Source organism: Sphingomonas sp. FW306-1B-B10E, from assembly GCF_058782005.1.
Map to the genome: position 1 here is coordinate 79,738 of NZ_JBYSXG010000002.1, position 25,238 is coordinate 104,975.

20 protein-coding genes are annotated in these 25,238 nt (G+C 66.1%); 16 read left to right on the forward strand and 4 right to left on the reverse strand.

All coding sequences use genetic code 11. The features are described from left to right. Window positions 1-6 precede the first annotated feature (6 nt). The 8 genes from AC3WJI_RS01415 (at window position 7) to AC3WJI_RS01450 (ending at window position 12,574) form a co-directional block, all read left to right on the forward strand. Window positions 7-2,748, forward strand: a complete 2,742-nt coding sequence (locus AC3WJI_RS01415) for a TonB-dependent receptor (protein WP_492755443.1) — start codon at window positions 7-9, stop codon at window positions 2,746-2,748. Continuing rightward, window positions 2,748-3,797, forward strand: a complete 1,050-nt coding sequence (locus tag AC3WJI_RS01420; RefSeq protein WP_492755444.1) for a phytase — start codon at window positions 2,748-2,750, stop codon at window positions 3,795-3,797. Before AC3WJI_RS01415 ends, AC3WJI_RS01420 begins: the two co-directional genes overlap by 1 nt. Window positions 3,798-4,027: 230 nt before the next feature. Continuing rightward, a complete protein-coding gene (locus AC3WJI_RS01425; protein ID WP_492755445.1) occupies window positions 4,028-6,355 on the forward strand; it encodes a TonB-dependent receptor in 2,328 nt (775 codons plus the stop codon). 3 nt (window positions 6,356-6,358) lie between these two features. Beyond that, window positions 6,359-7,666 carry a spinster family MFS transporter gene (locus tag AC3WJI_RS01430; RefSeq protein ID WP_492755446.1) on the forward strand — a complete coding sequence of 436 codons (1,308 nt, stop codon included), beginning with the start codon at window positions 6,359-6,361 and terminating at the stop codon, window positions 7,664-7,666. Then, the gene (locus AC3WJI_RS01435; RefSeq protein ID WP_492755447.1) at window positions 7,663-9,285 is read left to right on the forward strand and encodes a carboxylesterase/lipase family protein; all 1,623 of its coding nucleotides are present in this window, start codon (window positions 7,663-7,665) and stop codon (window positions 9,283-9,285) included. The genes AC3WJI_RS01430 and AC3WJI_RS01435 overlap by 4 nt, the downstream gene beginning before the upstream one ends. Then, a complete protein-coding gene (locus AC3WJI_RS01440; RefSeq protein WP_492755448.1) occupies window positions 9,282-10,868 on the forward strand; it encodes an AMP-binding protein in 1,587 nt (528 codons plus the stop codon). The genes AC3WJI_RS01435 and AC3WJI_RS01440 overlap by 4 nt, the downstream gene beginning before the upstream one ends. A gap of 56 nt (window positions 10,869-10,924) precedes the next feature. After that, window positions 10,925-11,599: a TetR/AcrR family transcriptional regulator gene (locus AC3WJI_RS01445; protein ID WP_492755449.1), complete on the forward strand. Its 675-nt coding sequence runs from the start codon at window positions 10,925-10,927 to the stop codon at window positions 11,597-11,599. Between the two features lie 81 nt (window positions 11,600-11,680). Next, on the forward strand, window positions 11,681-12,574 hold the full coding sequence (locus tag AC3WJI_RS01450; RefSeq protein ID WP_492755450.1) for an SDR family NAD(P)-dependent oxidoreductase: 894 nt from the start codon (window positions 11,681-11,683) through the stop codon (window positions 12,572-12,574). Window positions 12,575-12,635: 61 nt separating this feature from the next. Here AC3WJI_RS01450 and mprF read toward each other — a convergent pair whose 3' ends face one another. The 3 genes from mprF to AC3WJI_RS01465 are packed head-to-tail and all read right to left on the reverse strand — an operon-like array spanning window position 12,636 to window position 16,391. Then, on the reverse strand, window positions 12,636-15,182 hold the full coding sequence (mprF, locus tag AC3WJI_RS01455; RefSeq protein ID WP_492755451.1) for a bifunctional lysylphosphatidylglycerol flippase/synthetase MprF: 2,547 nt from the start codon (window positions 15,180-15,182) through the stop codon (window positions 12,636-12,638). 8 nt (window positions 15,183-15,190) lie between these two features. Next, window positions 15,191-15,628 (reverse strand): DUF2147 domain-containing protein, encoded by a 438-nt coding sequence (locus AC3WJI_RS01460; RefSeq protein ID WP_492755452.1) that lies wholly within the window; start codon window positions 15,626-15,628, stop codon window positions 15,191-15,193. A gap of 10 nt (window positions 15,629-15,638) precedes the next feature. Then, window positions 15,639-16,391, reverse strand: a complete 753-nt coding sequence (locus AC3WJI_RS01465) for an AcvB/VirJ family lysyl-phosphatidylglycerol hydrolase (RefSeq protein WP_492755453.1) — start codon at window positions 16,389-16,391, stop codon at window positions 15,639-15,641. Between the two features lie 89 nt (window positions 16,392-16,480). On the opposite strand from AC3WJI_RS01465, the gene AC3WJI_RS01470 reads away from it, so the two are divergent. From AC3WJI_RS01470 to AC3WJI_RS01505, 8 genes are all read left to right on the forward strand, one after another. Beyond that, window positions 16,481-16,687, forward strand: coding sequence for a TOBE domain-containing protein (locus tag AC3WJI_RS01470; protein ID WP_492755454.1), 207 nt, complete (start codon window positions 16,481-16,483; stop codon window positions 16,685-16,687). Between the two features lie 4 nt (window positions 16,688-16,691). Further along, complete coding sequence (locus tag AC3WJI_RS01475) at window positions 16,692-17,093, forward strand: winged helix-turn-helix domain-containing protein (protein ID WP_492755455.1); 402 nt, start codon at window positions 16,692-16,694, stop codon at window positions 17,091-17,093. A 284-nt stretch (window positions 17,094-17,377) separates the two neighbouring features. After that, the gene (locus AC3WJI_RS01480; RefSeq protein WP_492755456.1) at window positions 17,378-19,480 is read left to right on the forward strand and encodes a TonB-dependent receptor plug domain-containing protein; all 2,103 of its coding nucleotides are present in this window, start codon (window positions 17,378-17,380) and stop codon (window positions 19,478-19,480) included. Between the two features lie 76 nt (window positions 19,481-19,556). Next, window positions 19,557-19,817, forward strand: coding sequence for a catalase (locus AC3WJI_RS01485; protein ID WP_492755457.1), 261 nt, complete (start codon window positions 19,557-19,559; stop codon window positions 19,815-19,817). Between the two features lie 81 nt (window positions 19,818-19,898). After that, window positions 19,899-20,579 (forward strand): catalase-related domain-containing protein, encoded by a 681-nt coding sequence (locus AC3WJI_RS01490; RefSeq protein WP_492755458.1) that lies wholly within the window; start codon window positions 19,899-19,901, stop codon window positions 20,577-20,579. Further along, on the forward strand, window positions 20,564-20,716 hold the full coding sequence (locus tag AC3WJI_RS01495; protein WP_492755459.1) for a hypothetical protein: 153 nt from the start codon (window positions 20,564-20,566) through the stop codon (window positions 20,714-20,716). The genes AC3WJI_RS01490 and AC3WJI_RS01495 overlap by 16 nt, the downstream gene beginning before the upstream one ends. 249 nt (window positions 20,717-20,965) lie before the next feature. After that, window positions 20,966-23,032, forward strand: a complete 2,067-nt coding sequence (locus AC3WJI_RS01500; protein WP_492755460.1) for a phosphocholine-specific phospholipase C — start codon at window positions 20,966-20,968, stop codon at window positions 23,030-23,032. A 103-nt stretch (window positions 23,033-23,135) separates the two neighbouring features. Further along, complete coding sequence (locus tag AC3WJI_RS01505; RefSeq protein ID WP_492755461.1) at window positions 23,136-24,452, forward strand: POT-type proton-dependent oligopeptide transporter; 1,317 nt, start codon at window positions 23,136-23,138, stop codon at window positions 24,450-24,452. On the opposite strand, the gene AC3WJI_RS01510 is transcribed toward AC3WJI_RS01505, so the two are convergent. Further along, the gene (locus AC3WJI_RS01510) at window positions 24,428-25,195 is read right to left on the reverse strand and encodes a DeoR/GlpR family DNA-binding transcription regulator (RefSeq protein ID WP_492755462.1); all 768 of its coding nucleotides are present in this window, start codon (window positions 25,193-25,195) and stop codon (window positions 24,428-24,430) included. The genes AC3WJI_RS01505 and AC3WJI_RS01510 overlap by 25 nt on opposite strands. Between the last annotated feature and the right edge of the window lie 43 nt (window positions 25,196-25,238).

Sequence of the window (25,238 nt, forward strand, 5' to 3'; positions counted from 1 at the left end):
GCCATTTTGACGGGCATTGCCCTCACTGCGCTCACGATCGGCCAGGCGGCGGCCCAGGACGCGCCTGCCGAAGCTCCCGGCGAGGACGTCGTGGTCACCGGTTCGCGTCCGATCGCCGAGTCCGAAGCTTCCGCGCTCACCGTGCAGAAGAATTCGGATTCGCTGGTGACCGTCGCCGCGGCGGACGGCGTCGGCCGCCTGCCCGACCAGAACATCGCCCAGGCGACCGGCCGCCTGCCCGGCGTCGCAGTCGAGCGCGACCAGGGCCAGGCGCGCTACATCTCGTTGCGCGGCGCGCCGAATTATTGGACTACCCTGTCGTTCGACGGGATCAACGTCGTCAGTCCCGAAGGCCGCGACGCGCGCTTCGATTCGATACCCTCGGCGATCGCGTCGCAGATCATCGTATCGAAGGCAGTGACTCCGGAAATGCCGGGCGAGACCGTCGCCGGCAACGTCAACGTCATCACGCGCTCGGCGTTCGACTATAGCGGGCTTCATTTCGCCGGTAAGGCCGGTATCGGCGTGGCCGAGCTCGGCGACCGCAAGCAATATGAAGCTTCGGCGGTGCTGTCCAACCGCTTCAATGTCGGCGGCGGCGAGATCGGCGTGCTCGTCTCGGGCAGCTATTATCAGCGCGCGATGGTCACCGACAATTTCGAGACCGATTACGAGCGCGTCGCGCAGGACCAGCGCCCCGGCAACGCCACGCGCTTCTGGGCGCACGAGGCCGAGAACAAGCTCTATCGCCTGACCCGCCGCAACTGGTCGGTCTCGGGCCGGCTCGATTGGAAGCCCGACGCCGACAACACGATCTCGCTGCGCTCGATCTACACGATCTTCACCGACGACGAGGCGCGCGACAATTACCGCTTCGACCTGGACGACCGCCAGAGCGACCTGTCGAACAGCAGCGCCGCCTGCGCGACGACGGTGAACCCGACGCCGACGACCAGCGGCTATGCCGATGTCTGCATCGGCAACACGCCGCAGGTCGGCACCATCTACGGCATCGACATCCGCCAGCGCTCGACCCTGCGCGCCTTCCGCCAGTCGATCTTCACCAACACGCTGGCCGGCGATCATGACTTCGCCGACGGCTGGAACCTCAACTGGGTCGCCAATTACACCGAATCGAAGGACGATCGCTCGGTGGTCGGCGAGGTATCGTGGGACAGCCCGAGCACCCGCACGCTGCGCCCGACGGTCCATTACGATTTCAGCGACCCCAATTATTCGCGGCTGCAGCTGTTCACCACGACGCAGCTCAGCGGCCCGACGCGCTACCAGGCCGGCACGGCAGTGACCGCGATCGACACCTTCACCAAGCCGCCTTCGTCCTTCACCGTGCTTGACGCCGTCGACACCACCAAAGCCTATACCGGCAAGCTCGTCCTCGCCCGCGAGACTGGCTTTGCTGGTGGCGATGCGGTGTTCAAGCTTGGCTTCCAGTTCGACCAGCGCACCAAGATCGCCGACGAGGACCAAATCAGCCTCAGCACAGCAGCGCAGTTCGCCACGATCGGCCTGCCCACCGACTTCAACCAATTCGCGCTGAACGACTCGTTCCTCGGCAAGATCCCGATGGGCTATACCTTCCGCTATTTCGACACCGACAAGATGCGCGCGATCTCCGACGCGGCGCGGGCCAATTTCGCTTTCGCGCCAGTCGCCAAAGGCGATAACGACTACAACGTGCGCGAGCAGGTCCTTGCCGGGTTCGTGATGGGTACGGTGAAGTATGACTGGGGTTCGATTCTCGGTGGAGTCCGCGTCGAGCATCTCAAGAATCGCGGGACTGGCAGCGCCTCCGGCATTCGGAGCACAGCCGAAGCGAGTCAGACGCTCTTCTTCCCCAGCGCGCACATCAACTATAATGTCGACGATACCAAGAAGCTACGCCTGTCATTCAATTCGGGCGCAGCCCGCGCCGACTACGACCAACTTCGTCCGAATGTCCTAATCAGCGACACCGACGGGTCGATCTCCGGCGGCAATCCCGCGGTCAAGCCTGAGCGCGCCTACGGCGTCGATGGCTATTTCGAATGGTATGTGCGTCCGCAGGGCTATCTGATGGCGGGGCTGTTCTACAAGAAGGTCAAGGACGTGCTGTACCGCCAGACGCGCATCTTCGGCTCGGACGCGCTCGACAGCGACGGCTTCGACCGCTCGGGCTATAAATTCACCGGGATCACCAATGGCGGCGACGGGCGCGTGTTCGGCGCCGAGGCGGCGGCACAGTTTCAGCTCGAGCCATGGACCGGCGATCTCGGCCTGCCCGGCTGGATGGGCGGCTTCGGCGTCTCGGCCAATATCACGCTCAACGACAGCGAAGTGACCAAGCCGGCGGTCGGCACGGTCCCCGCGCGCAAGGTGCGGCTGCCGGGCACGTCGGACGTGGTCTACAATCTCGGCGGCTATTACGAGAAATACGGCCTGTCGCTGCGCGTCCAGTATCAGCGCCGCAGCACCTGGCTCGACGGCATCGCCGACGACCTGACCGATGCCGGCGACACCTATTGGGCCGCGGACGACGAGATGGACGTTTCGGGCCGCTACGCGATCACGCCCAATTTCGAAGTCTATGTCGATGTGTCGAACGTGCTCGACAAGCCGGGCCGCCGCTATTCGGAGCCGGGCAATCTGCTGACCGCGACCGGCGTGCCGAGCCCGACCAGCACCGGCCAGACGATCGAATGGGAGCGCTTCGGCCGCCGCTATTCGGGCGGAATCCGGGTGAACTTCTGATGCGGCGTTCGCCCCTCATCGCCCTGTGCGGCCTGCTGTCCTTCGGGGGGGCAGGCTGCACCGCCACCGCGAGGCGCCCCGCCGTGTCGTCGGCAACGACGGTCTCGGTCCAGGCGCGCGGCGAGACCGAGGCGGTCGGCACCGCCAATGCCGACGCCGCCGACGATCCCGCGATCTGGCGCAATCCCGCCAATCCTGCGGCGAGCCTGATCGTCGGGACCGACAAGAAAGCCGGGCTCTATGTCTACGATCTCGCCGGCAAACAGAAGTCGTTCCTCGATGCGGGCCGCGTCAACAATGTCGACCTGCGCGACATGGGGGCCGCCGGCATCATCGTCGCAGCGAGCGACCGCAACGATCCGCGCAACGCCAAGCTCGCGCTGTTCCGCCTTGATCCGGTCCGCGCCACGCTCATCCCTCTCGCGGCGCTGCCCGCCGGCGCGGGCGAGGCCTATGGTGTTTGTCTCTACCGCGAGGGCAAGGCGCTCTACGCGTTCAACGTGATCAAGGACGGCACGATCCGCCAGCTCGCGCTCGATCTGGGTCCCGTCCCTGCCGCGCGATTGGTCCGCACGATGAAGCTCGGCACGCAGTCCGAGGGCTGCGCCACCGACGAGCGCACCCACCGGCTGTACGTCGCCGAGGAAGATGTCGGCCTCTGGCGCTTCGACGCGCGTCCCGGCGGCGACGTCGCCCCCGTCCGGCTGGCTTCGGCCGACGGCACCACCCTCGTGGCCGATGCCGAGGGCGTCGCGGTGGCGGCCGAGGGGCGGGGCAAAGGCGGCTATCTGCTCGTCTCGAGCCAGGGCGACAGCGCCTATGCGGTCTACCGGCTATCCGACGAACGCTATGTCGGCCGCTTCCGCGTCGCCGCAGGCGCATTGGGCGCGACCGAGGAAACCGACGGCATCGACATCGTCACGGGCGATTTCGGCGCAGCCTATCCCGGCGGCCTCTTCATCGCCCAGGACGGTGCCAACGCCCCGCGCGCGCAGAATTTCAAGCTCGTCGCCTGGCGCGACATCAAGCGCTCGCTCGGCTTGCGATAGCGTCGCAGCCGGGCGGTTGGCGCCCAAGCCCAACGATCGTTATCCACAGATGCCATGATAGTCGGAGACGCTCCTCACAGGGGCGCCTCCGACTTCGTTTTCCCGCGCACAAGCTTGCATCCACTCGACATTCACAAGCATGATAGTGAACGTTGACAAGTGCGGTCCGGCGCTGCACTCTCCCCTGCAATGCCGGCGGTCCGACGATCGGCAAATATGGGAGAGAGAGCATGCGGGCATTTCTTCGCGCGTCGGCCTGCGCCGTCGCAATCGCCGCCGGGAGCGCGCAGGCGCAGACCGCCCCCGAGGCGGCGCCCTCGGCAGAACAGCGCGGCCCGGGCGACCAGGATCAGGCTCGGCCGGCCGGGGAAAACGACATCGTCGTCACCGCCACACGCCGCGCGGAGCGCGTCCAGGACGTGCCGCTCAGCGTCACCGCCTTCTCTCAGGAGCAATTGACCGAGAAGGGCATCGTCGGCTTCGAAGGCATCGCACGCGAGACGCCGGGCGTGGTGCTCAACCGCCCCACCCAGAATTTCAACAATTTCACCGCGCGTGGCATCGCCACCAACGGCTACAATGCCAATCTGCAGAGCTCGGTCGCGGTCTATATCGACGAGCTGCCGGTCTCGACGATCGGCAACACCACCGTGGTCGATCCCAATCTGTTCGACGTCGAGCGCGTCGAGTTCCTGCGGGGGCCGCAGGGCACGTTGTTTGGTTCGGGTTCGCTGTCGGGAGCGATGCGCATCCTCACCAAGGCGCCGGACCTCAACGATTTCGACGTCTCGGCGCTCGCCGATATCGGGCTCACCGGATCGGACAGTCTGCGCCAGCGCTACAATCTGATGGTCAATGTGCCGCTGGCGACCGACAAGCTCGCGTTGCGCGGCGTCGGCTTCTACCGCAACGAAGACGGTTACCTCGACAATGTCGGCACCGGCGTCCACAATTCCAACAAGCTGGTAGATTGGGGCGGACGCCTCGTCGCTTTGTGGCGACCGAGCGACCGGCTGTCGATCAAGCTGCTCGGCTCCTATGAAGACAGCGATCCCAAGGATTCGTCGCTGACCAGCCCATCGCTGGGTCGCGAGAAACGCATCTCGGACCAGCCCGACCGCTTCACCGGCAAGCAGACCGTGCTCAACGCCACGCTCGACTATGAATTCGACTTCGCCAAACTGACGAGCTCGTCGACCTATTCGGATTTCGACCAGCGCTTCTGGGTCGATCTCGCCGGCACCTTCCCCGCCCAGCCAGGCTTTCCGGGCGCGCCGATCGCATTCGGCCTCGACGCCAACGCCTATGACAAGGTGTTCGTCCAGGAGACGCGGCTGGTCTCCTCGCTGGACGGCCCGCTCCAGTTCGTCCTTGGCGGCTTCTATCTCCACCGCCGCCGCGACGTCGACTATTTCTATCGCTCGAGCCTTGCGTTTCTGCAGGCGCGTGGCCTGACTGGGCTGCCGGATCAATATTATCAGAAGCAATATACCCATCAGATCAGCGAGGAGCTCGCGGGCTTCGGCGAGCTGACCTATCGCTTCTCGAACAAGTTTTGGGTGACCGGCGGCATGCGCTACGGACGCACCACCGCGCAGGGCTTCACCGAGGCGGGCGGGTATCTCGCCAGCGCGTTCGGCCAGAACTACTTCACCTATGCGCTGCTGCGCATCCCGGTGAACTTCAACACGCTCACGCCCTATGCTGCCGTAGAGGGCGTCAAGGCGAGCGGCTCCAAGCCGTCCTGGAAGGCAAGCGCGAGCTTCAAGCCGAGCGAGGCGCTGACCACCTATGCGACCTTCTCGACCGGCTTCCGCGCACCGATCGTCAATGCGTTCGCGGGGCGCCCGAGCCTGGTCAATCCGAACGACATCGTCATTCCCAACGGTGCGTCGTCGGACGATCTGAAGAGTTACGAAGTCGGCGCCAAGGCGCGGTTCCTGAACGGGTTGGTGATGATCAACGCCGCCGCTTATCTGATTGACTGGACCAACATCCAGGCCCAGGCCAATCGCGTGTCGGATTCGGTGCAGTTCGCAACCAATATCGGCGGCGCGCGCAGCAAGGGCTTCGAAGTCGAGATGGGCATCGTGCCCGCGCGCGAGGTGTTCATTGGCTTCAACGCAGCGTATAACGACGCCAAGATCACCAAGCTCAGCGCCACCGAGGCAGCAATCTCGGGCGCGGTGCTCGGCCACCGGCTATCGGCGCCGCGGCTCCAGGGGGCGCTGTTCACTTCCTACGGCTTCGACCTCGGCAACGACACCAAGGCGAACATCGCCGTGAATGCGCAATATGTCGGCTCGTACAACAGCTCGTTCCCGAATACCCCGGGGGCCCCTAACGTGCGTCTCGTGACGTTCGGCGAGACCGACGAATATGTGAACACCAACCTGACCTTCGGGCTGAAGCGCGGCGCCTATTCGGCGCAGCTCTATGTCGAGAATGTCTTCGACGATCACTCGGTAACCTATATCCACCCCGAGGCTTTCCTGGTCAGCCGGTTCGGCACGCTGCGGCCGCGCACGATCGGCATCCGCCTGGGTTACGGGCTCTAGGCGATGGCCGCCGCGCGCCCGATCGATGTCGCCAAGCGGACCGGCGGGGCGCCGCCGTGGGTGATGCTCGTCACCCTTACCTTCGTATACGTGCTCAATTTCCTCGATCGGCAGCTGATCGGCATTCTCGCCAAGCCGATCCAGGACTCGCTTCAGGTCTCGGACGGCCAACTCGGACTGATCGGCGGGTTGTACTTCGCGATGTTCTACTGCTTCATCGCAATTCCCGTCGGCTGGCTCGCCGACCGGACCAACCGCGTCAGCGTGCTCGCGCTCGCCTGCGCGATCTGGAGCGGCGCCACGATCGCGTGCGGCATGGCGGGAAACTACGCGCAGCTCGTGATCGCGCGGATGGTCGTCGGCTTCGGTGAGGCCGGCGGCGTGCCGCCGTCCTACGCGATCATCACCGACAGCTATCCGCCGGGCAAGCGCGCCGCGGCGCTCGGGATCTTCAACCTGGGGCCGGCGATCGGCGCGGCGATCGGAGTCGCGTTCGGGGCGGCGATCGCCGCGCGTTACGACTGGCGGATGCCGTTCCTCGTCATCGGGATTGTAGGCATCGTCACCGCGCTGCTGGTCAAGCTGCTGCTGCGCGAACCCGAGCGCGGCGCGACCGATGCAGTGCGCGCGGCAGGCGAAGGCGAAGCCAAAGCCGCCTTCTGGCCGACCTTGAGAATGTTCTTCTCGCGTCCGGTGTTGATGCTCGCGGCATTGGGAAGCGGCGCGACGCAGTTCGTCACCTACGGTCTCGGTAATTTCGCGGTGCTGTTCCTGATGCGCGACAAGGGCATGGCGCTGGGGGACGTCGCGGTCTGGTACGCGCTGGTGCTGGTCTTCGGCATGGGTGGCGGGATGGTGATCTCGGGGCGCGTGATCGATCGCATGACGCGCAAGTCGCGCGCGGGCTACGCCATCGCGCCCGCGCTTTCGTTGGCCGTCGCGATGCCCTTCTACCTCGCCTTCATCTGGGCGCCGAGCTGGCCTCTGGCGCTCGTGCTGCTCGCGATCGTGATGATGTTCAACTATTTTTACCTCTCGGCCTCGGTCGCTCTGGTGCAGGACGAAGTGCGGCCCGACCAGCGCGTGCTTTCGGGCGCGCTGCTGCTCTTGGTGATGAACTTCATCGGACTCGGGCTCGGGCCGACCTGGGTCGGCCAGGCCAGCGACTGGTTCAAGGCGCATGGCCACGCCCAGTATCTGCAATCGGCGCTGTACACGCTGGCGCCCTTCTACCTGATTGCGATCACGCTCTTCCTCTGGCTCGCGCGCATCCTGCGCCGCGAGACCCGCAACGCAGAGATTTCCGCATGAGAATGATATGCCGCGCGGCGCTGGCGGCCCTGCTGGTCTACGCCGGCCCCGCGCTCGCGCAGACAATAGCCGCTCCTGCCGGCAGCCTTCAGGGCAGCACGCAGGGCGATGTCCGGGTCTTCAAGGGCATTCCCTATGCCCAGCCGCCGGTCGGCCCGATGCGCTGGAGGGCGCCAGCCGCGCTCCCGGCCTGGCAAGGCGTGCGCAAGGCCATCGCGTTCGGACCGGCCTGCGTCCAGCCGCATGCGCGCGGCGCAGGCATCTACACCAACCCGCCCGATAGGATGAGTGAGGACTGCCTGACGCTCAACGTCTGGGCGCCCAGGGACGCGAAGAACCTGCCAGTGTTCGTCTGGATTCATGGCGGCGCGTTGGTCGGCGGCTACAGCCACGAAGCAACTTATGACGGCACGCGCATGGCGGAGAGGGGCGTCATCGTCGTCTCGATCAACTATCGGCTCGGCATCCTCGGCTATCTCGCGCATCCGGAACTGAGCGCGGGATCGGCTGAAGGTATTTCCGGCAATTACGGCCTGCTCGATCAGATTGCGGCGCTGCAATGGGTCAAGCGCAACATCGCCGCGTTCGGCGGCGATGCCGGCAACGTCACGGTGGCGGGCGAATCCGCGGGCGCGCTCAGCGTGATGTACCTGATGGCCTCGCCGCAAGCGCGCGGGCTGTTCCACAAGGCGATCGCCGAGAGCGCCTATATGATCTCGACCCCCGAGTTGAAGCGCGCGGCGCACGGCACGCCTTCGGCCGAGACCGCGGGGACCCAGATCATGACCGCGCTCGGCGCCGCCGACCTTCCCGCGCTCCGCGCGATGGATGCAGAAAAATTGACCGACGGTGCCGCAGCGAAAGGCTTCGGTCCCTGGGCGTCGATCGACGGCAAGGTATTGACCCGCCAGCTCGTCGACACCTGGGACCGCGGCGAGCAGGCGCGGGTGCCGATCCTCGCCGGCTTCAACAGCGGCGAGATCCGCTCGCTTCCGATCCTGTTGCCCCCCGCTCCTGCCAGTGCCGCCGCGTACGAGCAGGCGATCCGCAGCCGCTATGGCGATCTCGCGGACTATTATCTGGCGCTCTATCCCTCGAACGCGATCGGCGAGAGCATGCTCGCGAACACCCGCGATGCGCTCTATGGCTGGACCTCGACGCGCCTCGCGATCGGCCAGACCGCGATCGGCCAGCGCGGCTATCTCTATCTGTTCGATCACGGCTATCCCGCCGCCGACGAGAACGGCCTGCACGCCTTCCACGCCGCCGAGCTTCCCTATGTGTTCGGCACCGCCGGCAGCACCCCACCTTATTGGCCCAAGATCCCCGACACGCTCGCGGAGCGCCGGCTGGCTGAGGCGATGATCGGCTATTGGACGTCGTTCGCGAAGACCGGCACTCCGGTCGCGGCCGGCCAGCCGGCATGGGCGGCTTATGGCAAGGACGCCAATTACATGGCCTTCGTCCAAAAGCCGCAGCCTGGCAGGAAGCTCTTCCCCGGAATGTTCGCATTGCACGAGGCCGCAGTTTGCCGACGCCGCGCCGCGGGCGACCAACCGTGGAACTGGGACACCGGCATAATCTCGCCGACGCTAGCAAAGACCGCAGGGTGCCGATGATCGACGGAGACATGCAGTCGTTCGCGTTGACGCTTAACAAGTTCCTCGAACATGCGGCGAGATGGCATCCCGATGCAGAAGTGGTGACCGCGGGCGACGGGCGCATCGACCGGATCGGTTATCGCGACCTGCATGTACGCAGCCGCAAGATATCGGCAGTGCTGCAAGGCTTCGGCACGGAGCTTGGCGACCGCGTCGCCACGCTCGCGTGGAACAGCCAGGCGCATGTCGAGGCGTGGTATGCGATCATGGGGATGGGTGCGGTCTGCCACACCCTCAACCCGCGCCTAACCGCAGCGCAGCTCGGCGCGATGCTGGTCCAATCGGAGGCGGCGATCCTGATAGTCAGCGGCGACCTCTTGCCGCTGGCGCTCGACATCGCCCGCGTCGCTCCGGTGATAACGCGCATACTGGTGATCGACCCGGTCGCGGGGATGCGCCTGCCTGACGAGGGGCTGGCCGTCGCCGCGCTCGAACCGCTGATCGAGCCTGCAGCGACCGATATCGTCTGGGGCGCGTTCGACGAGACTGCGCCGTCGGGCCTGTGCTTCACCTCGGGAACCACGGGCGCGCCGAAGGGCGTCACCTACACTCACCGCTCGAGCTACCTCCACACGCTGCGGCTGCTGCAGACCGACGTGATGGCCATATCGGTCCGCGACACCGTCCTCGCGGTCGTCCCCATGTTCCATGCCAATGCCTGGGGTCTTCCCTTCGCGGTCCCCGCGGCGGGCGGCAAGCTCGTGCTGCCCGGCCGCCAGTCCGACGGCGCTAGCCTCGCCCGGCTCATCGCGAGCGAAGGGGTCACCGTCGGCGTCGGCGTGCCGACGGTCTGGCTTGGCCTGGTCGAGCATCTCGAGGCGACCGGCACCACCCTCCCCCCACTCGAGCGAGTCATCATGGGCGGCGCACCGCTGGCACCGGCGCTGATGGAACGCGTTGAGCGCGTCCTCGGCGTCACCGTCCAGACCAGTTGGGGCATGACCGAGCTTTCGCCGAGCGGCACGGTATCCCCCCCGCACGACACGGCGCGCGCCGCCGCGCTCTCGGGACGTCCGGCGATCGGCGTCGACCTGCTGCTTACCGACGCTGCCGGCCGCGCGCTACCCGAGCAACGCGGGGCGGAAGGACATTTGCGCGTGCGCGGCGCGGCGGTTGTCGCGCGTTATTTCGGCCATTCCGAGGATGCGACCGATGCCGATGGCTGGTTCCCGACCGGCGATCTCGCGCGGATCGACGGCCAGGGAAACCTGGCGATCACCGGCCGCGCCAAGGACCTGATCAAGTCCGGCGGCGAATGGATCAATCCCGCCGAGATCGAGGCCGTGATCGGCGCGATCCCCGAAGTATCGCTCGCCGCGGTTATCGGCCGATCCGACCCGCGCTGGGGAGAACGCCCGGTCCTGCTGGTCGAGATGCGGGAGCGCCAGTCGCTCAGCGACGAAGCGCTGCTCGCGCCGCTGAAGGGCCGCGTCGCCTCCTGGTGGGTGCCCGACACCGTGGTGCGCCTCGCCGCGATGCCGCTCGCCGCCACCGGCAAGATCGACAAGACGCGCCTCCGCGCCGAATATGGCGGACCCTGAGCAAGCAGCATGCGATCGACTTGACGCTCGATCTTGCAGGCGCGAAGGACATTCGCGTGCAAGAGAATGAAAAGCCCCGGCGGACCAAGAAGGCGGAGCAGCGCGCCGAGACGATCGAGCAGATTCTCGATACCGCCGAATATCTTTTTTCGAAGCACGGGCTGCATGGCGTCACGTTGATGCAGGTCGCCAAGCGCGCCGGCGTCCATCACACGCTGCTCAATTATTATTTCGAGGATAAGAGCAAGCTCTTCCACGCAGTCTTCGCGCGGCGCGCGGTCGTCTCGAGCGAGCGGCGGATGAAAGCGCTCGAGGCCTATGCCACGGCCTGCAACGGCGCCCCGACCGTCGAGGGCGCGCTGCGCGCTTTCCTCGATACCGACCTCGATCTGTACATCGAGGGCGGTGAGGCCTGGAAGAACTATGCCGCGCTCGGCGCGCAGGTGGCGAACACGCCCGAATGGGGCGCCGAGCTGATGGACGAGCATTTCGATCCGGTCGTGCTGCGCCTCATCGAGTTGCTGAAGCAGGCGCTGCCCGATTGTGCCGAGCAGGACATCTTTTGGGGATACCACTTCGTCACCGGCGCATTGATGCTCACGCTTGCCCGCACGGGGCGCATCGACAAGCTTTCGGGCGGACTTTGCCAGTCCGACGATTTTGTCGCCGTGAAGGACCGCATGGCGTCGTTCATGGCTGCGGGCTTCTTGGCGATCTGCGCGCGGCGCTGAAATCAGCCGATTTTTCATTCATTATCTTGTTAGTGAACGTACCTCGCGATAGACCCTCTTCAACAAAAACGGGAGGGACATATGGCATTGTCGGGACGCGTGGCGATCGTAACGGGTGCCGGTGCAGGATTGGGACGAGCGCACGCACTCTACCTCGCTGGCAAGGGCGCAAGGGTCCTCGTCAACGACGTGTCGGAAGCCGATGCCCTGCAGATCGCCGCCGAGATCGACGCGGCTGGTGGCGAGGCCATGGCATTCGCCGCCTCTGTGACCGACGAGGCTGCAGTCGAGGCGATGGTTGCGGCAGTGATGGCGCGCTGGGGCCGGGTCGACATCCTGATAAACAACGCCGGTATCCTGCGCGACAAGAGCTTCGCGAAGATGACGATGGACGATTTCCGTCTGGTGCTGGATGTCCATGTCATGGGCGCCGCGATCTGCTCGAAGGCGGTGTGGGAAATCATGCGCGTACAGCGTCACGGCCGCATCGTGATGACGACCTCGTCCTCGGGCCTGTACGGCAATTTCGGCCAGGCCAATTACAGCGCGGCCAAGATGGCGGTCGTCGGGCTGATGCAGACTCTCGCGATCGAGGGAGAGAAATACGGCATCCGCGTCAACGCGCTTGCTCCCACGGCCGCGACCCAGATGACGCAGGAGGTGCTTTCCGAAACGAGCTTGGCGCTGCTCGGCCCGGCGGCGGTGAGCCCGGGGCTATTGGCGCTGGTGGGAGACGAGGCGCCGAACCGCGCGATCCTTTGCGCCGGCGCCGGCCATTTCGCGCGTGCCAACGTGACCCTCACCCATGGGGTCCAAATCGGCGCTGCCGAGGACGCCGGCGAGCAACTTATCGCGGCCTGGTCCGAAGTGTCCGACCGCGATGGCGAGATGGTACCGGGCTACGGCTTTTTTCAGGCCGAGCGCGAGCTTGCCGCGGCCGGCCTCGTCAACGAGCAGGTCGCGCTACACGGCTGATCGCAGCAGTCGGATCGTGCTTCTCGAACGGTTGTGATCGTTAAAGCAAGGAACGATCGCATCAACCGCCGACGAGTTGCGCGAGGTCGATCAACGCGCGCGGCACCGAGATGCCGGGCGAAAGGCCGATGTAGCGCGGCACCCAATCGGGCTGGAACTTGTCCTTGAACGCGCGCAGCCCCGAAAAGCCGTAGAGGCGCTCGCCATGGCCGTAGATCGCGGCGCCGAGCCGCGACCAGATGGGCGCGAGCGGTCCGCCCCGTAGCCCCGAAAGCGGCGCCATGCCCAGGTTGAAGCGCTCGAATCCGCGCTCCGCTCCTAGCTGCATCAACCGGACGAACAGCAGGTCCATTGTGCCATAGGGTGTGTCGGGCAGATGCCGCATCAGATCGACCGACATCTCCTCGCGGTTCGACGTCTCCCAGAGATTGGCGAAGGCGACGATCTCCCCGCCAAGCCGCAGCACGGCGCAGTCGAACCGGGCGAGATAGTCGAGGTCGAAGCGCCCTAGGCTGAAGCGCTTCTCCGCCCCCGCCTTCCCCGCCAGCCAGGCGTCCGAGACGCGGCGGAGCGCCGTGCCATTGGCGAGGACCTGGTGGCGCGGCAGGAGATCGAACTCCAGCCCCGCCGCCACCGCCTTGTTGGTCGAATGGCGCAGTGACTTGTAGGCCCCGCCGGCCAGCGCGAAGCCTTGCGTCAGGTCGATCCGTGCCTCTTCGCCATATTTCATCGGCTGGAGCCCCAGTTCGACCATCAGCGGCAGCAACTCGGCGCTCGCCTGGAACAGGCAGAGCCGCCCGCGCATCGCATCGCAGCGGCGCCGGAGTGCCCATAACAGCTCCGGCCATGCCGCCGCTGGGCCGACCGGATCCCCCATCATCACCCAGGTGCGCCCCTGGATGCAGTACATTAGGAACGCATCGCCGGCCGCGGAGACGAGGAACTGCTTGTCGCCAGTGAAGGCGAGCATCGCGTCGGTCCGGCGCGCGCGGCGCAACGCGGTCTCCCCGACCTCGGGCGGCAGCGCGGTGGGCGGGCTGGATACCGGCGCTGCGGCGAGAATGCGCCAGAATGCCCAGCCGGCGACGAGCACGCTCGCACCCAGCGTCGCGCGCAGGAACCGGGGGGCGTTGCCACGCCAGGCGAAATCCCACCACAGCTCGTCCGAATAGGGAACATGCTTGTACGCGAAGAAGCCCGCCCAGGCGCTCAGCGCCACCGCGATCAGCGCGGCGGCCCACCACCAGCGCTCGATCGGCGCGGCGCCGACCCCCGCGCGGCGATAGAAGCCCGACCGACCATATTGGAGCAGCAATGCGAGCGCGAGCAGCACGCCCGCCTCTTCATAGTCGATGCCCTTCATCAGCGAGAATAGCGCGCCGGCGATCAGCAGCATCCGCGCCATGTGGAACCCGCTCCGCAGGCGTGCCTGGACCGCCGGCGCGACCAGCAGCAGCGCGGTCCCGACCAGGCTCGCGGCGAAGTGCGTCGCCTCCACGAAGGGCAGCGGCACCAAGTCCCGCAGCGCCGACATCCGCCCGTGGAGCCCGGGCAAGGCCCCCGACACGAGCAGCACCAACCCACCCGCGAACACCAGCAGCGCGAGCAGCGGCGGCGCGAGCGATTGGCCGATCCGGTCGAGCACGTTCAGCCCCGCGCTGATCGGCCCATGGAACCGTCGCCCCTCAAACCAGACCAATATCGCCCCGGATAGTGCGAGCGGGAGCAGATAATAGACGAGGCGGTAGAGCAACAGCGCCGCGAACAGCTCGGCATGGTCGATGGGCACGAGCGCGAGGATCGTCGCCTCGAACACGCCGAGGCCGCCGGGCACGTGGCTGACCAGCCCGAGTAGGATCGCCAGCAGATAGGCGAGGAAGAAGGTCCCGAACAATGCGGGCGGCGCATCGGGCACGAGCAGGTAGAGCGCGCCCGACGCGCAGGCCAGGTCGAAGGCCGAGATGCCAACCTGCCCCAGCAGCAGCGCCAAAGGGGGGATCGGCACGGTCGCGCCGCCCAGCCGCCATTCGCGCGCGCCGCGGCCGCGGAGCAAAAGTGCCGCCCCCGCCACTAGCAGCACGGCGAGGCCGAGCGCATGCTGCACGCCCAGGCCGAACACGAACGCGCCGAACGACAGCGGCCGGGTCGCGGCTACCAGCGCCACGGCCGCCATCACGACCACCCCGCTCCAGAAGGTGGCCGACGCTATCACCGTGATCCGCGCCACCTCGGCGAAGTCGAGCCCGGCGGCACCATAAGCGCGCAGCCGCGCCGACCCGCCGGTGAGCAGCGCGAAGCCCAGGCTGTTGCTCAGCGTGTAGCTGGTAAACGATGCGAGCGCGGCGGTCCGCCAGGGCAGGCGTCGACCGATCGTGCGCACCGCGAACCAGTCGTAGAACGTGAGCGCGACATAGCTCGCCGCAGTCAGTGCCAGAGCAAGCAGGATGCGACCCGCCCCGACCGACGCGATCGCGGTGCGAACGTCGTGATAGTGCACTTCGGCAAGGATGCCGCGCATCGCTTCGAAGCCGAGCAGCCCGATCGCCAGGACCGCGACCAGCAGGAGCGGCCGCCGCAACGCCTCGAGGCGTGTCCGCGCAGCCGCCATGCGGCGGTTCAGAGCCGGGTCCAGTCCTGCGATTTGCAAATCATGCCCCCCAGGATGCAGCCGCTGATCCGCAGCACGTTCGGCGACAATTGGACGATGTGCGACGAGAAGCTGCGCCCCATATCAGGGACGAACACCGTGCCTGACCAGCGATCGCTGCCGGTCTTGCGATACTGCCGCAGCAATTGCGTGCCGATCAGCTGGGAGACGCCGGCGTCGCGGGCGTCCTGTTGCGCCTTGGCGGTGGCTTCGACGATCGATCCGCAAAGCTCCTTGCCGCACGGCGCGGTCCTGACGGCGATCGTCCGCTTGGGATTGGCCCAGATGCCAAGCACCGGCTGCACTGCCGCAAGCGCCGCGGGCGTGGCGGCGGCGCCCTGCCCATGCGCGGCGGCAGGCGTCGCCATCAGCGCGAGATTGATGATCAGGAGAGGGAGAAGTCGCATCCTGGTTCCTTCAGTGCGGAAGTGCGGGGCCGAGCGATTGCAGGATCGTGCGGACGAGCAGCGCGTGGTCGTTGCGCAGGTAATGACCGCCGGGCAGCGTCAGTCGCCGGACATTGGGCATATTGAGCGCAGGGCACAGGCTGTCGGTCTCCGCCTGGCCGCGGATGCAAGTGAGCGGCAGCCAGCTGACCTGCACGGCTTCGGCCGGGCCGGCATCGGGCGTGCCGTGATAACTGAGCCCCGAAGGATCGGCGCGGAAATAGGCGGTCTCGCCGGGCACGACGAGCACCGCGGCCTTGACCTTGCCGCGCAAATCCTCGGGAAGATGCGCCAGTCCGACGCGAACGATGTCCGCGCCGAAGGATTGCCCGAGCACGACGACCCGGCTCGCGCCGGTGCGCCACAGCGTGTCGCGGATCGCGGCCGCAACGATCGCGTCGGTCTCCGCGCGGCTATGGTGCGTGGCGAACGCCGTCGAAGACGACACGCCGAGCACCGGCACGTCAATTCCGGCGAGGCCGTTCGCGACGTATGGCCCCATGCCGAATCGCAGCCCCATGTCGCCGGAGAAGAACACTGCGGCCACTTTCTTCTGACCGCCGTCGGTCCCGAAGAGCCGGATCGGGTCGCGATCGAAGAACCCCGCCGCCGCGGCGACGCCGAGCAATGCGAGCGCGGCGGCCAGGCCCAGCCATGCGGCAATCCCGCGCCAGCTGCGCGGCAGCAACGGCAATCTTGAGCGAGTGGCGGATCCAAACGTCATTGACGCAGATTGCCATATCGCTCCTGTCACCCCGATGGCGCACCGATGAAGCTTATGTCATCTTCGTGAGCATGGGACGGGAGCCGAACATGAAGATAAGTGCACGCAACCAGATCCGGGGAACCATCGTCTCGATCACACCCGGCGCAGTGAACGGAACCGTCAAGGTCGATATCGGCGGGGGCAACGTCGTGACCTCGAGCATCACCGAGGAGGCGATCGCGGATCTGGCGTTGGCGCCGGGCGATCAAGTTACCGTGATCGTCAAGTCGAGCGACGTGCTGATCGGTAAGTGAACGCATGCAGGTCGGCCCCCTGAAGCTGAAAGCGCAGATCTATTGCGGCGACGAGATCGCGATGGGACCCGGCAAGGCGGACCTGCTCGAAGCGATCGCCCGCGAAGGGTCGATCTCGGCGGCGGGGCGCGCGTTGCGGATGAGTTACCGACGCACGTGGATGCTCGTCGATGCGATGAATCGCTGCTGGGCGGACCGGTTGGTTGAAGCCGTCCCGGGCGGCGCCAGCAACCGCGGTGCGCGGCTCACCGATACCGGCGTCCGGGTGCTGCGGCTCTATCGCGCGATCGAGGCGGAGCTCGACGGCGCGCTCGTGAACGGATCGCTTACGGAACTTGAGACGCTTCTACGCGCCCTTCCCATCGCTCAGGGTGCAACCGAGCACGCACTTTCCGACAGCACATAGCGGGCGGCTGTCTCGACCCGCGCAGCCTTTATGGGCTTGCAGTGTAACATTTCGCCTGCTTGGCTACCTTGGGCCGTAAAGCCCGTATCCATTTGAAATACCAAGAACTTCCTAGTATTGGAGAACTTGCGGATAGTGTGACCTCCCACGCTCGATCCTAGCCGACCGCGCGCGTGCAGCTGTCCCTACCCCCCATCCGGTTTCGACACTGTACAGTGCGCTATATCCGATCATATACAGCATGCATGCCGGTCGGTGACGGCGGGTGATCAGAGGGGGTTCCGATGCGTTCTGTGCTTCTCGCCACGGCCTGTGCCGCGGCGCTTTCCGCCTTGCCCGCCTGGGCGCAGGATACGGCCGCGCCGTCAACGGACATCGAGGATACTAGCTTCCAACTCGGGCAGATCATCGTCACCGGACAGCGCCGCAAGGGTGTCGCGATCGGCAGCGACTCGGTCGGCCAGGAGGCCATTGCGACCTTCAACCGCAACACGCTCGACGATGCCGCGAGCCTGATCCCCGGAGTCGTCGCCGGCAATAGCGGCGGCTCGCGCAACGAGCGCCTGCTGTTCGTGCGCGGATTCGACCGGTTTCAGGTGCCACTGTCGATCGACGGTATCCGAGTCTATCTCCCCGCCGACAATCGGCTCGATTACGGCCGCTTCCTCACTCCCGACGTGGCCGAGATCCAGGTCGCCAAGGGCTATGCCTCGGTGCTCGACGGGCCCGGTGCAATGGGCGGCGCGGTCAACCTCGTCACGCGCAAGCCGACCAAGGAACTCGAGGTCGAGGCACGCGGCGTGGTCAACCTAGGCCGCGAGGCCGACTATAACGGCTACACCGCCTTCGGCCTGATCGGGACGCGGCAGGACAAATGGTATGCGCAGGCGAGCTACGCCCGCAATTTCCAGGACCATTGGGACTTGCCAGGCGGCTTCGCGCCGACGGCCAATGAGGATGGCGGCGAACGCGATTTCAGCCGCACGCAGGACTGGCGAGTCAATCTCAAGGCCGGCTTCACTCCAAACGCCACCGACGAATATTCGCTCAGCTACACGCGGCAGGAAGGCTCGAAGAACGCACCGCTCCACGTCAGCGACACTAGCAACGTGTCCCTGCGCAATTGGGCATGGCCCTATTGGAACATCGAGAGCGTCTATTTCCTGTCGACTACCGCGCTGGGCGATCAGGCAACCTTCAAGACCCGCGCGTACTACAACAAGCTCGACAACCTGCTTCGCTCGTTCGACAACCGCAGCCAGACGACGCAGACGCTGCCGCGCGCGTTCGACAGTCCTTATGACGACAATGCCTATGGCGGCTCCGCGGAGCTGGCGGTGGCCCTTGCCCCCGCCGACACGCTAAGCATCGCGTTCCACTATCGCCGCGACGAGCACCATGAATCGCAGACCAGCCGTCCCGGGCTCGCCACCAGCGTGCCCGAGCCGACGCAGACCAGCGTCGAACGGACTTGGAGCGGCGCCATCGAAAACCGCTTTGCCCTTTCCGAGACGCTCAGCCTGACCCTGGGCGCGAGCTATGACTGGCGCGACCTAGACGCCGCGCAGGAATATGGCGTGCCGCCGGGCGGCAGCGGCGCGGCGCGGCTGTTCAGCTTCCCGCTCAAGAACGCCGATGCGTGGAACGCGCAGGGGCGGCTCGACTGGACGGGCACCGACGGCACGGCGGCGCATGCCAGCGTCTCGTCGCGCGCGCGCTTCCCGACCCTGTTCGAACGGTTCAGCAGCCAGTTCGGCACCGCCGAACCCAATCCCGGGCTCGATCCCGAGCGTGCGACCAATTTCGAGATCGGCGTCAGCCACGGCTTCGGCGCGATCAAGCTGGGCGGCGCGCTGTTCTACAGCCACCTCACCGATGCGCTGGTCTCGGTGCGGACCCCGACCAACCTCAACCGTCGCGAGAATTACGGCTCGGCGGACTATTATGGCGGCGAACTTTCGATCGACGCCGATCTCGGCCCGACGCTCCAGATCGGGGCCAATTACAGTTATATCCACCGGAGCTTCGACGTCGGTGCACCGCCGGCGGGCGGTCTGATCCGCCCCTTCGCGCTCACCGACGTGCCCGATCACAAGGGCTTCGTGTTCGTCTCATGGCGTCCGGTTCCCGCGCTCGAGATCGTCCCCAATGTCGAGTTCGCGTCCGATCGCACGACGGTTACACCGGCATCGGCGACGGGGCTGGTCCCGGCCTATTACGGGACCGGCAGCTATGTGACCGCGGGTTTGCGGATCGACTATGCTGTCCTGCCGCAGGTCACGTTGGGCATCGGCGGCCGCAACTTGTTCGACGCCGATTACGTGCTGACGGACGGCTTCCCAGAACCGGGCAGAACCGTGTTCGCCAGCATCCGCGCGCGATACTGACGATCTGGCGCGCGACGTGCCTGGCTTTGCGTGTCATCCCCGAGAAAGAGGTTCGGAAAAGATCATCGGCAGCTTCGTGCTCGACGGTCTGGTGGACAATTTCTTCGCCGAGACCGAGCAGGTGGCCTTCTGCACGCAGAATGTCGGGCCGGGCATCGGCTTCTCCAACGATCCGCTGCTCCAGGACCGCAATTTCTTCTATCTCGACACGAGCCCAAGCGGCTGGGTTCGCTCAATTTCACTCACGTCCCGATCAACCAGCCGCGGCTGCCCGATCCATAATTTCCAGCAGGACGGCCATATGGCGATGCGCAATCCCAAGGGACGCGCGAACTAAGAGCCGCCCAGCTGCAGCGGGCCGCGCGAGAATCCGGCGACCGGCTATCGCCATCTCTCGGCGGAAGAGGCGGGGACCGAGGTGCAGCTCCGCCCCGAAAGCTTCGCCGATCATTATAGCCAGACACGCCAATTCTTCGTCAGCCAGACACCGATCGAGCAAAAGCATATCGGCGACGCATTGGTGTTCGAGCTCTCCAAATGTGCGCGGGTCGACATTTGTGAAAGGATGGTCGGGCACCTCCGCAACATCGACGCCAAGCTCGCGAGCCTCGTAGCGACTGGGCTGGGCCTGGCGGAAATGCCGCCCGCGGCAGAGCCCGCCGTGCCGCCCGTCACTGACCTGCCGCCCTCCGATGCGCTCAGCATCGTCAAGCGCGGCCCCGACAGCTTCGGGGGGCGCAAGCTGGGCATCCTGCTCAGCGACGGAGCCCCCGCAGCGGTCGTCAATGCCCTAATTGCCGCGGTCGAGGCGCTTCCCGCGACCTACGAGTTTGTCACCCCCAAAATCGGCGGCGTTACGCTCGATGACGGAACGCTCGCCGAAGGCAAACAGAAGATCGATGGCGGGCCGTCTGTGCTCTACGATGCGGTGGCGCTGGTCGTCTCAAAAGAGGGCGCGTCGTTGCTCTCGCGCGATGCCGCAACCCGCGATTTCGTTGCCGACGCGTTCGGGCACTGCAAGTTTATCGGCTACACTGCCGACGCTCCCCACTGTTGCGCAAGGCGGGTATTGAGGAAGCAGATGTGGACGGCGACATGATGTCGCTGAAGATCGAAGCCGATGGCGCGGCCTTCCTCGAACGGTGCGCGCCGCAGCGCTACTGGGACCGCGAATTGGAGGTCGATCTCGACGCAGCGGCGGCGCGAAACGCCCTTAACGAGGACCACAGCTTATAGGGCCGCCATTGGCTCGATGCGGTAGATCCGTGTCTTGACCTTAGAGCACGCGGGCATTGAGCGATACGATCGAGGGCCGACGTCCCGACTTTGCGCGCCGCTTGGCCGAGGCTCATTGTTGATATGATGCGGCTACACATCAAAAATCGAACAATGATCGCGCACCGTCACACCATGTGCATAATCCGCCCCTACCGCGCCCGCTATTCTAGGCGTTAGGACGAGAGTCCGGTTGGACTGGGAAACGGGATGACGATCGATCGCAGGACCTTCCTGGCAAGCACCGCGGGTGTCGCAGCTGTCAACGGTGGGGCGGCAAAAGCGCTGGGCCACCCTGGAGGGAAGGGCTCGATCATGGACATCGAGCATGTCGTCATCCTGATGCAGGAGAACCGGTCGTTCGATCACTATTTCGGCATGCTGCGCGGCGTACGCGGGTTCGGCGATCCGCGCCCGGTCACGCTGCCCAGCGGCAAGCCGGTCTGGGCGCAGCGCCGCGCCGATCGCGACGGCGGACAGATCGCCTGGCCATTCCGGCTCGACTATAACAGCAGCAATGCCCGCTGCTTCACCGGCCTCGATCACAGCTGGAAGGACAGCCAGGCGCGGTGGCGCAATTGGGACGCCTGGGCAGAGCAGAAAGGCCCGCTCGCCATGGCGCACCTGACCCGCGCCGACATCCCCTATTACTACGCGCTCGCCGACCAGTTCACGATCTGCGACAGCTACCACTGCTCGCTGCAAGGCCCCACCGGCCCCAACCGGCTCTACCATTTCACCGGGACCAACGGCCTCAGCGTCGGTCAGGAAGGCGTGTACTGCGTCACCAACGGCGGCAGCGACCCCAATCCCGGCGCCGACATGGCCAAGGACGACGACACCTCCGGCCTCCCCTGGCGCACCTATGCGGGTCGGCTCGAGGAAGCCGGCATATCCTGGCGCGTCTATCAGGAGGTCGCCAATTATTCGGACAACCCGCTCGGCTATTTCAGCGAATTCCGAAAGCTCGACCGGGCATCGTCGCACTATCGGCGCGGACGCGCATATGTCGATTGGATCGACGGCACGCCGCCCGAGGATCCGGAGAAGACCCAGGCGCGACACCTGATCGCCGCGTTCGCCGCCGATGTCGCCGCCGATCGACTGCCGGCGGTCTCGTGGATCGTCCCTATGATGCAGATGAGCGAGCATCCCGATGCGCCGGTGCCGTTCGGCGAGGTGCTGATCGGCAGCCTGATTGCCGCGCTCGCCGCCAACCCGAAGGTCTGGGCCAAGACCGCATTCATCCTCAATTATGACGAGAATGATGGTTTCTTCGATCACGTCCCCGCCCCGATCCCGGCGATCGCGCCGCGCTACGGCGCGAGCAACGTCGACGTCCGAAGCGAAACCTATCAGGGAGAGCCGGTCGGGCTTGGGCCGCGCGTGCCGATGTTGGTCATTTCCCCCTGGACGCGCGGCGGATGGGTCAATTCGCAGCTGTTCGACCATACCTCCGTGCTGCGTTTCCTCGAGAAGCGGTTCGGCGTCGCCGAGCCGAACATCTCGCCCTGGCGGCGTGCGGTGTGCGGCGATCTCACCTCGATCTTCGACTTCGACGTGCCGTACCGCGCGCGCCTCGACACGAAGTGGCTCGGCGCGCTGCCCTCCGTTGCGACGTACGTGGAGGAAACCGAGCAGCTGTGCCGCAACGCGCCTGCGCCCGCGATCGCCGCGGGCATCGGGGTTCCCGTACAGGAGGCGGGGACCCGTCCGGCCCGCGCGCTGCCCTATCGCTTCGCAGTCGAGCCGGTCTGGTCCGACTCCGAGTTTACGCTACGCTTCACCAACGAAGGGCCCACCGGCGTGGTGTTCGGCGTTCAGGATGCAGTCGATTTCACCGGCTGGCGCTACTTCACCGTAGCGGCCAATTCGCGGCTCGAGGAACAATGGCCGCTACCGAAGGACAGGCAGTACGCCTTGGTGGTGCGAGGGCCCAACGGCTTCCAGCGTGAATTCCATGGCGCGGGCGGCACGGCACGGATCGAAGCGACAATTGCGTGGCGCGAAGACGGAAAGGCGGGGGTGCTGCGAATGCGCAATCCGAGCGCAACGGCGGTCGAGGCGACCACCCACTGCGCCCATTCCGGCGTGCAGGAAGCGATCACGCTCGCACCCGGCGGCGACGCACAGCTGCCAATCGCGCTGGGCGACCATCGCTGGTACGATCTGCTGCTGCGCGAGCCCGGAGGCGCGCGCCTGCGCCTCGCCGGGCATGTCGAAACCGGAGAAGCCGGTGTCAGCGAGCCCGCCCCGACCTGGCCGCACCCCGCTTAAACTCCGCCCGCGTTGTCATCGTCCTGTTGCGAACCCTGCCTAGGTGCCGCGTTCGGCAAGGGCGGGCGAGATGGAACGGGACGTCGCAACGGCAGGAAACCCTTTGCTTCGCCGGCCCTTCCTGGCGCTGGCGGCGATGGAGTTCTGGGAGCGATTCGCGCTGTCGGGCATCAAGTCGCTGCTCATCCTGATCCTCGTCGACCGCGTGTTGGCGGGCGACACCTCCCGCATCCTCGGCGCGGATGCCGTGCGCGCGGCGAGCACGGCGCTGTTCGGCCCCGTCTCCACGACCGGCCTCGCATCCCAGCTCTATGGCTATGCCAATGCATTGGTTTATCTCGCCATTCCGTTGGGCGGATTGGCGGGGGACCTGATCGGAAGCCGACGCAAGATGGTTGCAGGCGGCGCGGCCGGCATGCTGCTCGGGCTGGCGCTGATGCTGGGCGACCGCTGCTTTCTGCTCGGTCTCGTTCCCTTCGCCGTCGGCGCCGGCCTGCTCAAGGGCAATCTGTCGGCACAGGTCGGGATACTGTTCACTGACGAGGCGCAGCGACGGCGTGGGTACGCCCTCTACCTCGGTTTTCTCAACGCCGGGATGATCTGCGGTCCGCTCGTCTGCGGCACGCTCGCCGCCTTTTTCGGACCCGTATACGCGATCGGTGCAGCCGGTGCGGCCGTCCTGCTGGGGCTCGCATTTTACGCACCGGCGGGCCGCCCGTCCGTCGATGCGCCTGCTCCCGCGCCGATCGCGCGGCCGCTTCCAGTGCCGGGCAATGCGACCGCATTGCTCCTGACCGCCCTGACGGCGGTCTATCTCTGCTATGCGGCGTACGATCAGCTGGGAAATATCTTCCTCTTATGGGCGCGGACCCGCGTCGATCTCCACATCGCCGGCCACGCGATCCCGGTGGCCTGGTTCCTTTCGCTCGATGGCGCCTTCACCCTGGCGCTGATCGCCATTTCGCAGACCGCCTTCGCTGCGCTCGAAAGGCGCGGCATTCGAATTACCGCGATGACCCAGATCCTGCTCGGCGGGCTGAGCTGCGCGGCCGGCTATCTTGTCCTGGCCGTCGCCGACGCAACCGGCAGCGGCGCCCCGCTCGCTTTGCCCTGGACGATCCTGTATCTGCTCCTGATCGACGCCGCCGTCGTTCTGATCTGGCCCTCGGCCTTGAGCCTGATCGTCGGCATTGCCCCGCCGCGGCGAACCGGCTTCTGGATGGGCCTCTTCTACCTGCACGGCTTCTTTTCCAGCCTGTGGGTGGGGTTCGGCGGCGTGCTTTACGAACGAATCGGGAGCACGCAATTCTGGTTGTTGCACGCGGCGATATCCTGCGCCGGGGCGTTGCTCGTTCTGCTGATCGGCCTCCCTCTTCTGCACGCCCTCCGCGCCCGTCAGGCGACGATCACCTCGGCGTGAGCGAATGCGCGCGCAAAGTCTTTCCCGAGCGGCTTGTCGGTCACCAGGAGGTCGACATCGGTGAGCGCAGCGGTCTGAATCAGGGCATGCCGTCCGAACTTGGATGAATCGGCGCAGAGCAGCACGCGCTTGGACGTGGCATAAGCGATCCGGCTCATCGCCGCCTCGCCGGGATGAAAGTCCATCAGTCCCTGCTCGATACTGATCCCGCCGACCGACAGGATGGCAAGGTGCGGCGTGAAACCGCGAACATAGTCCTGCGCAACATGGTCGGAAAAGGCGCGATAATCATAGTCCATCTGCCCGCCGGCAAGGAACAGCCGGTTGTTGTTGATCCCGCCGAGATCGTTCGCGACGCGCAGCGAATTGGTGATCACGGTCAGCGACCGCCGCTCCGAGAGCTGATGCGCGATGAAGCAGCTCGTCGTGCCCGAATCGATGAACAGGATGGCGCCGTCTTCGACCAGCTCCGCGGCGGCGCGGGCAATGCGCAGCTTGGCGTCGGCATTCTCTTCCATCCGCTGGTGCAGCGGCCCCTCATGCACCGGCGCCGTCATGCGTGCGCCGCCATGCTCGCGGACGAGGACGCCATGGTCCTCGAGCGCGCGCAATTCGCGGCGGATCGTCTCGTCGGACACGCCGAGGTCGGCGGCGAGCGCCATCACCGACACGGCCCGGCCGCCGCGCAGCCGCGACATGATCTCGCGCTGCCGCTGTGATCGTTTTTCTATCGCCCCCTCCATCGCTTGTTTCACCGCCGCGATCGCTCGTCGTGCGGCAGCTATC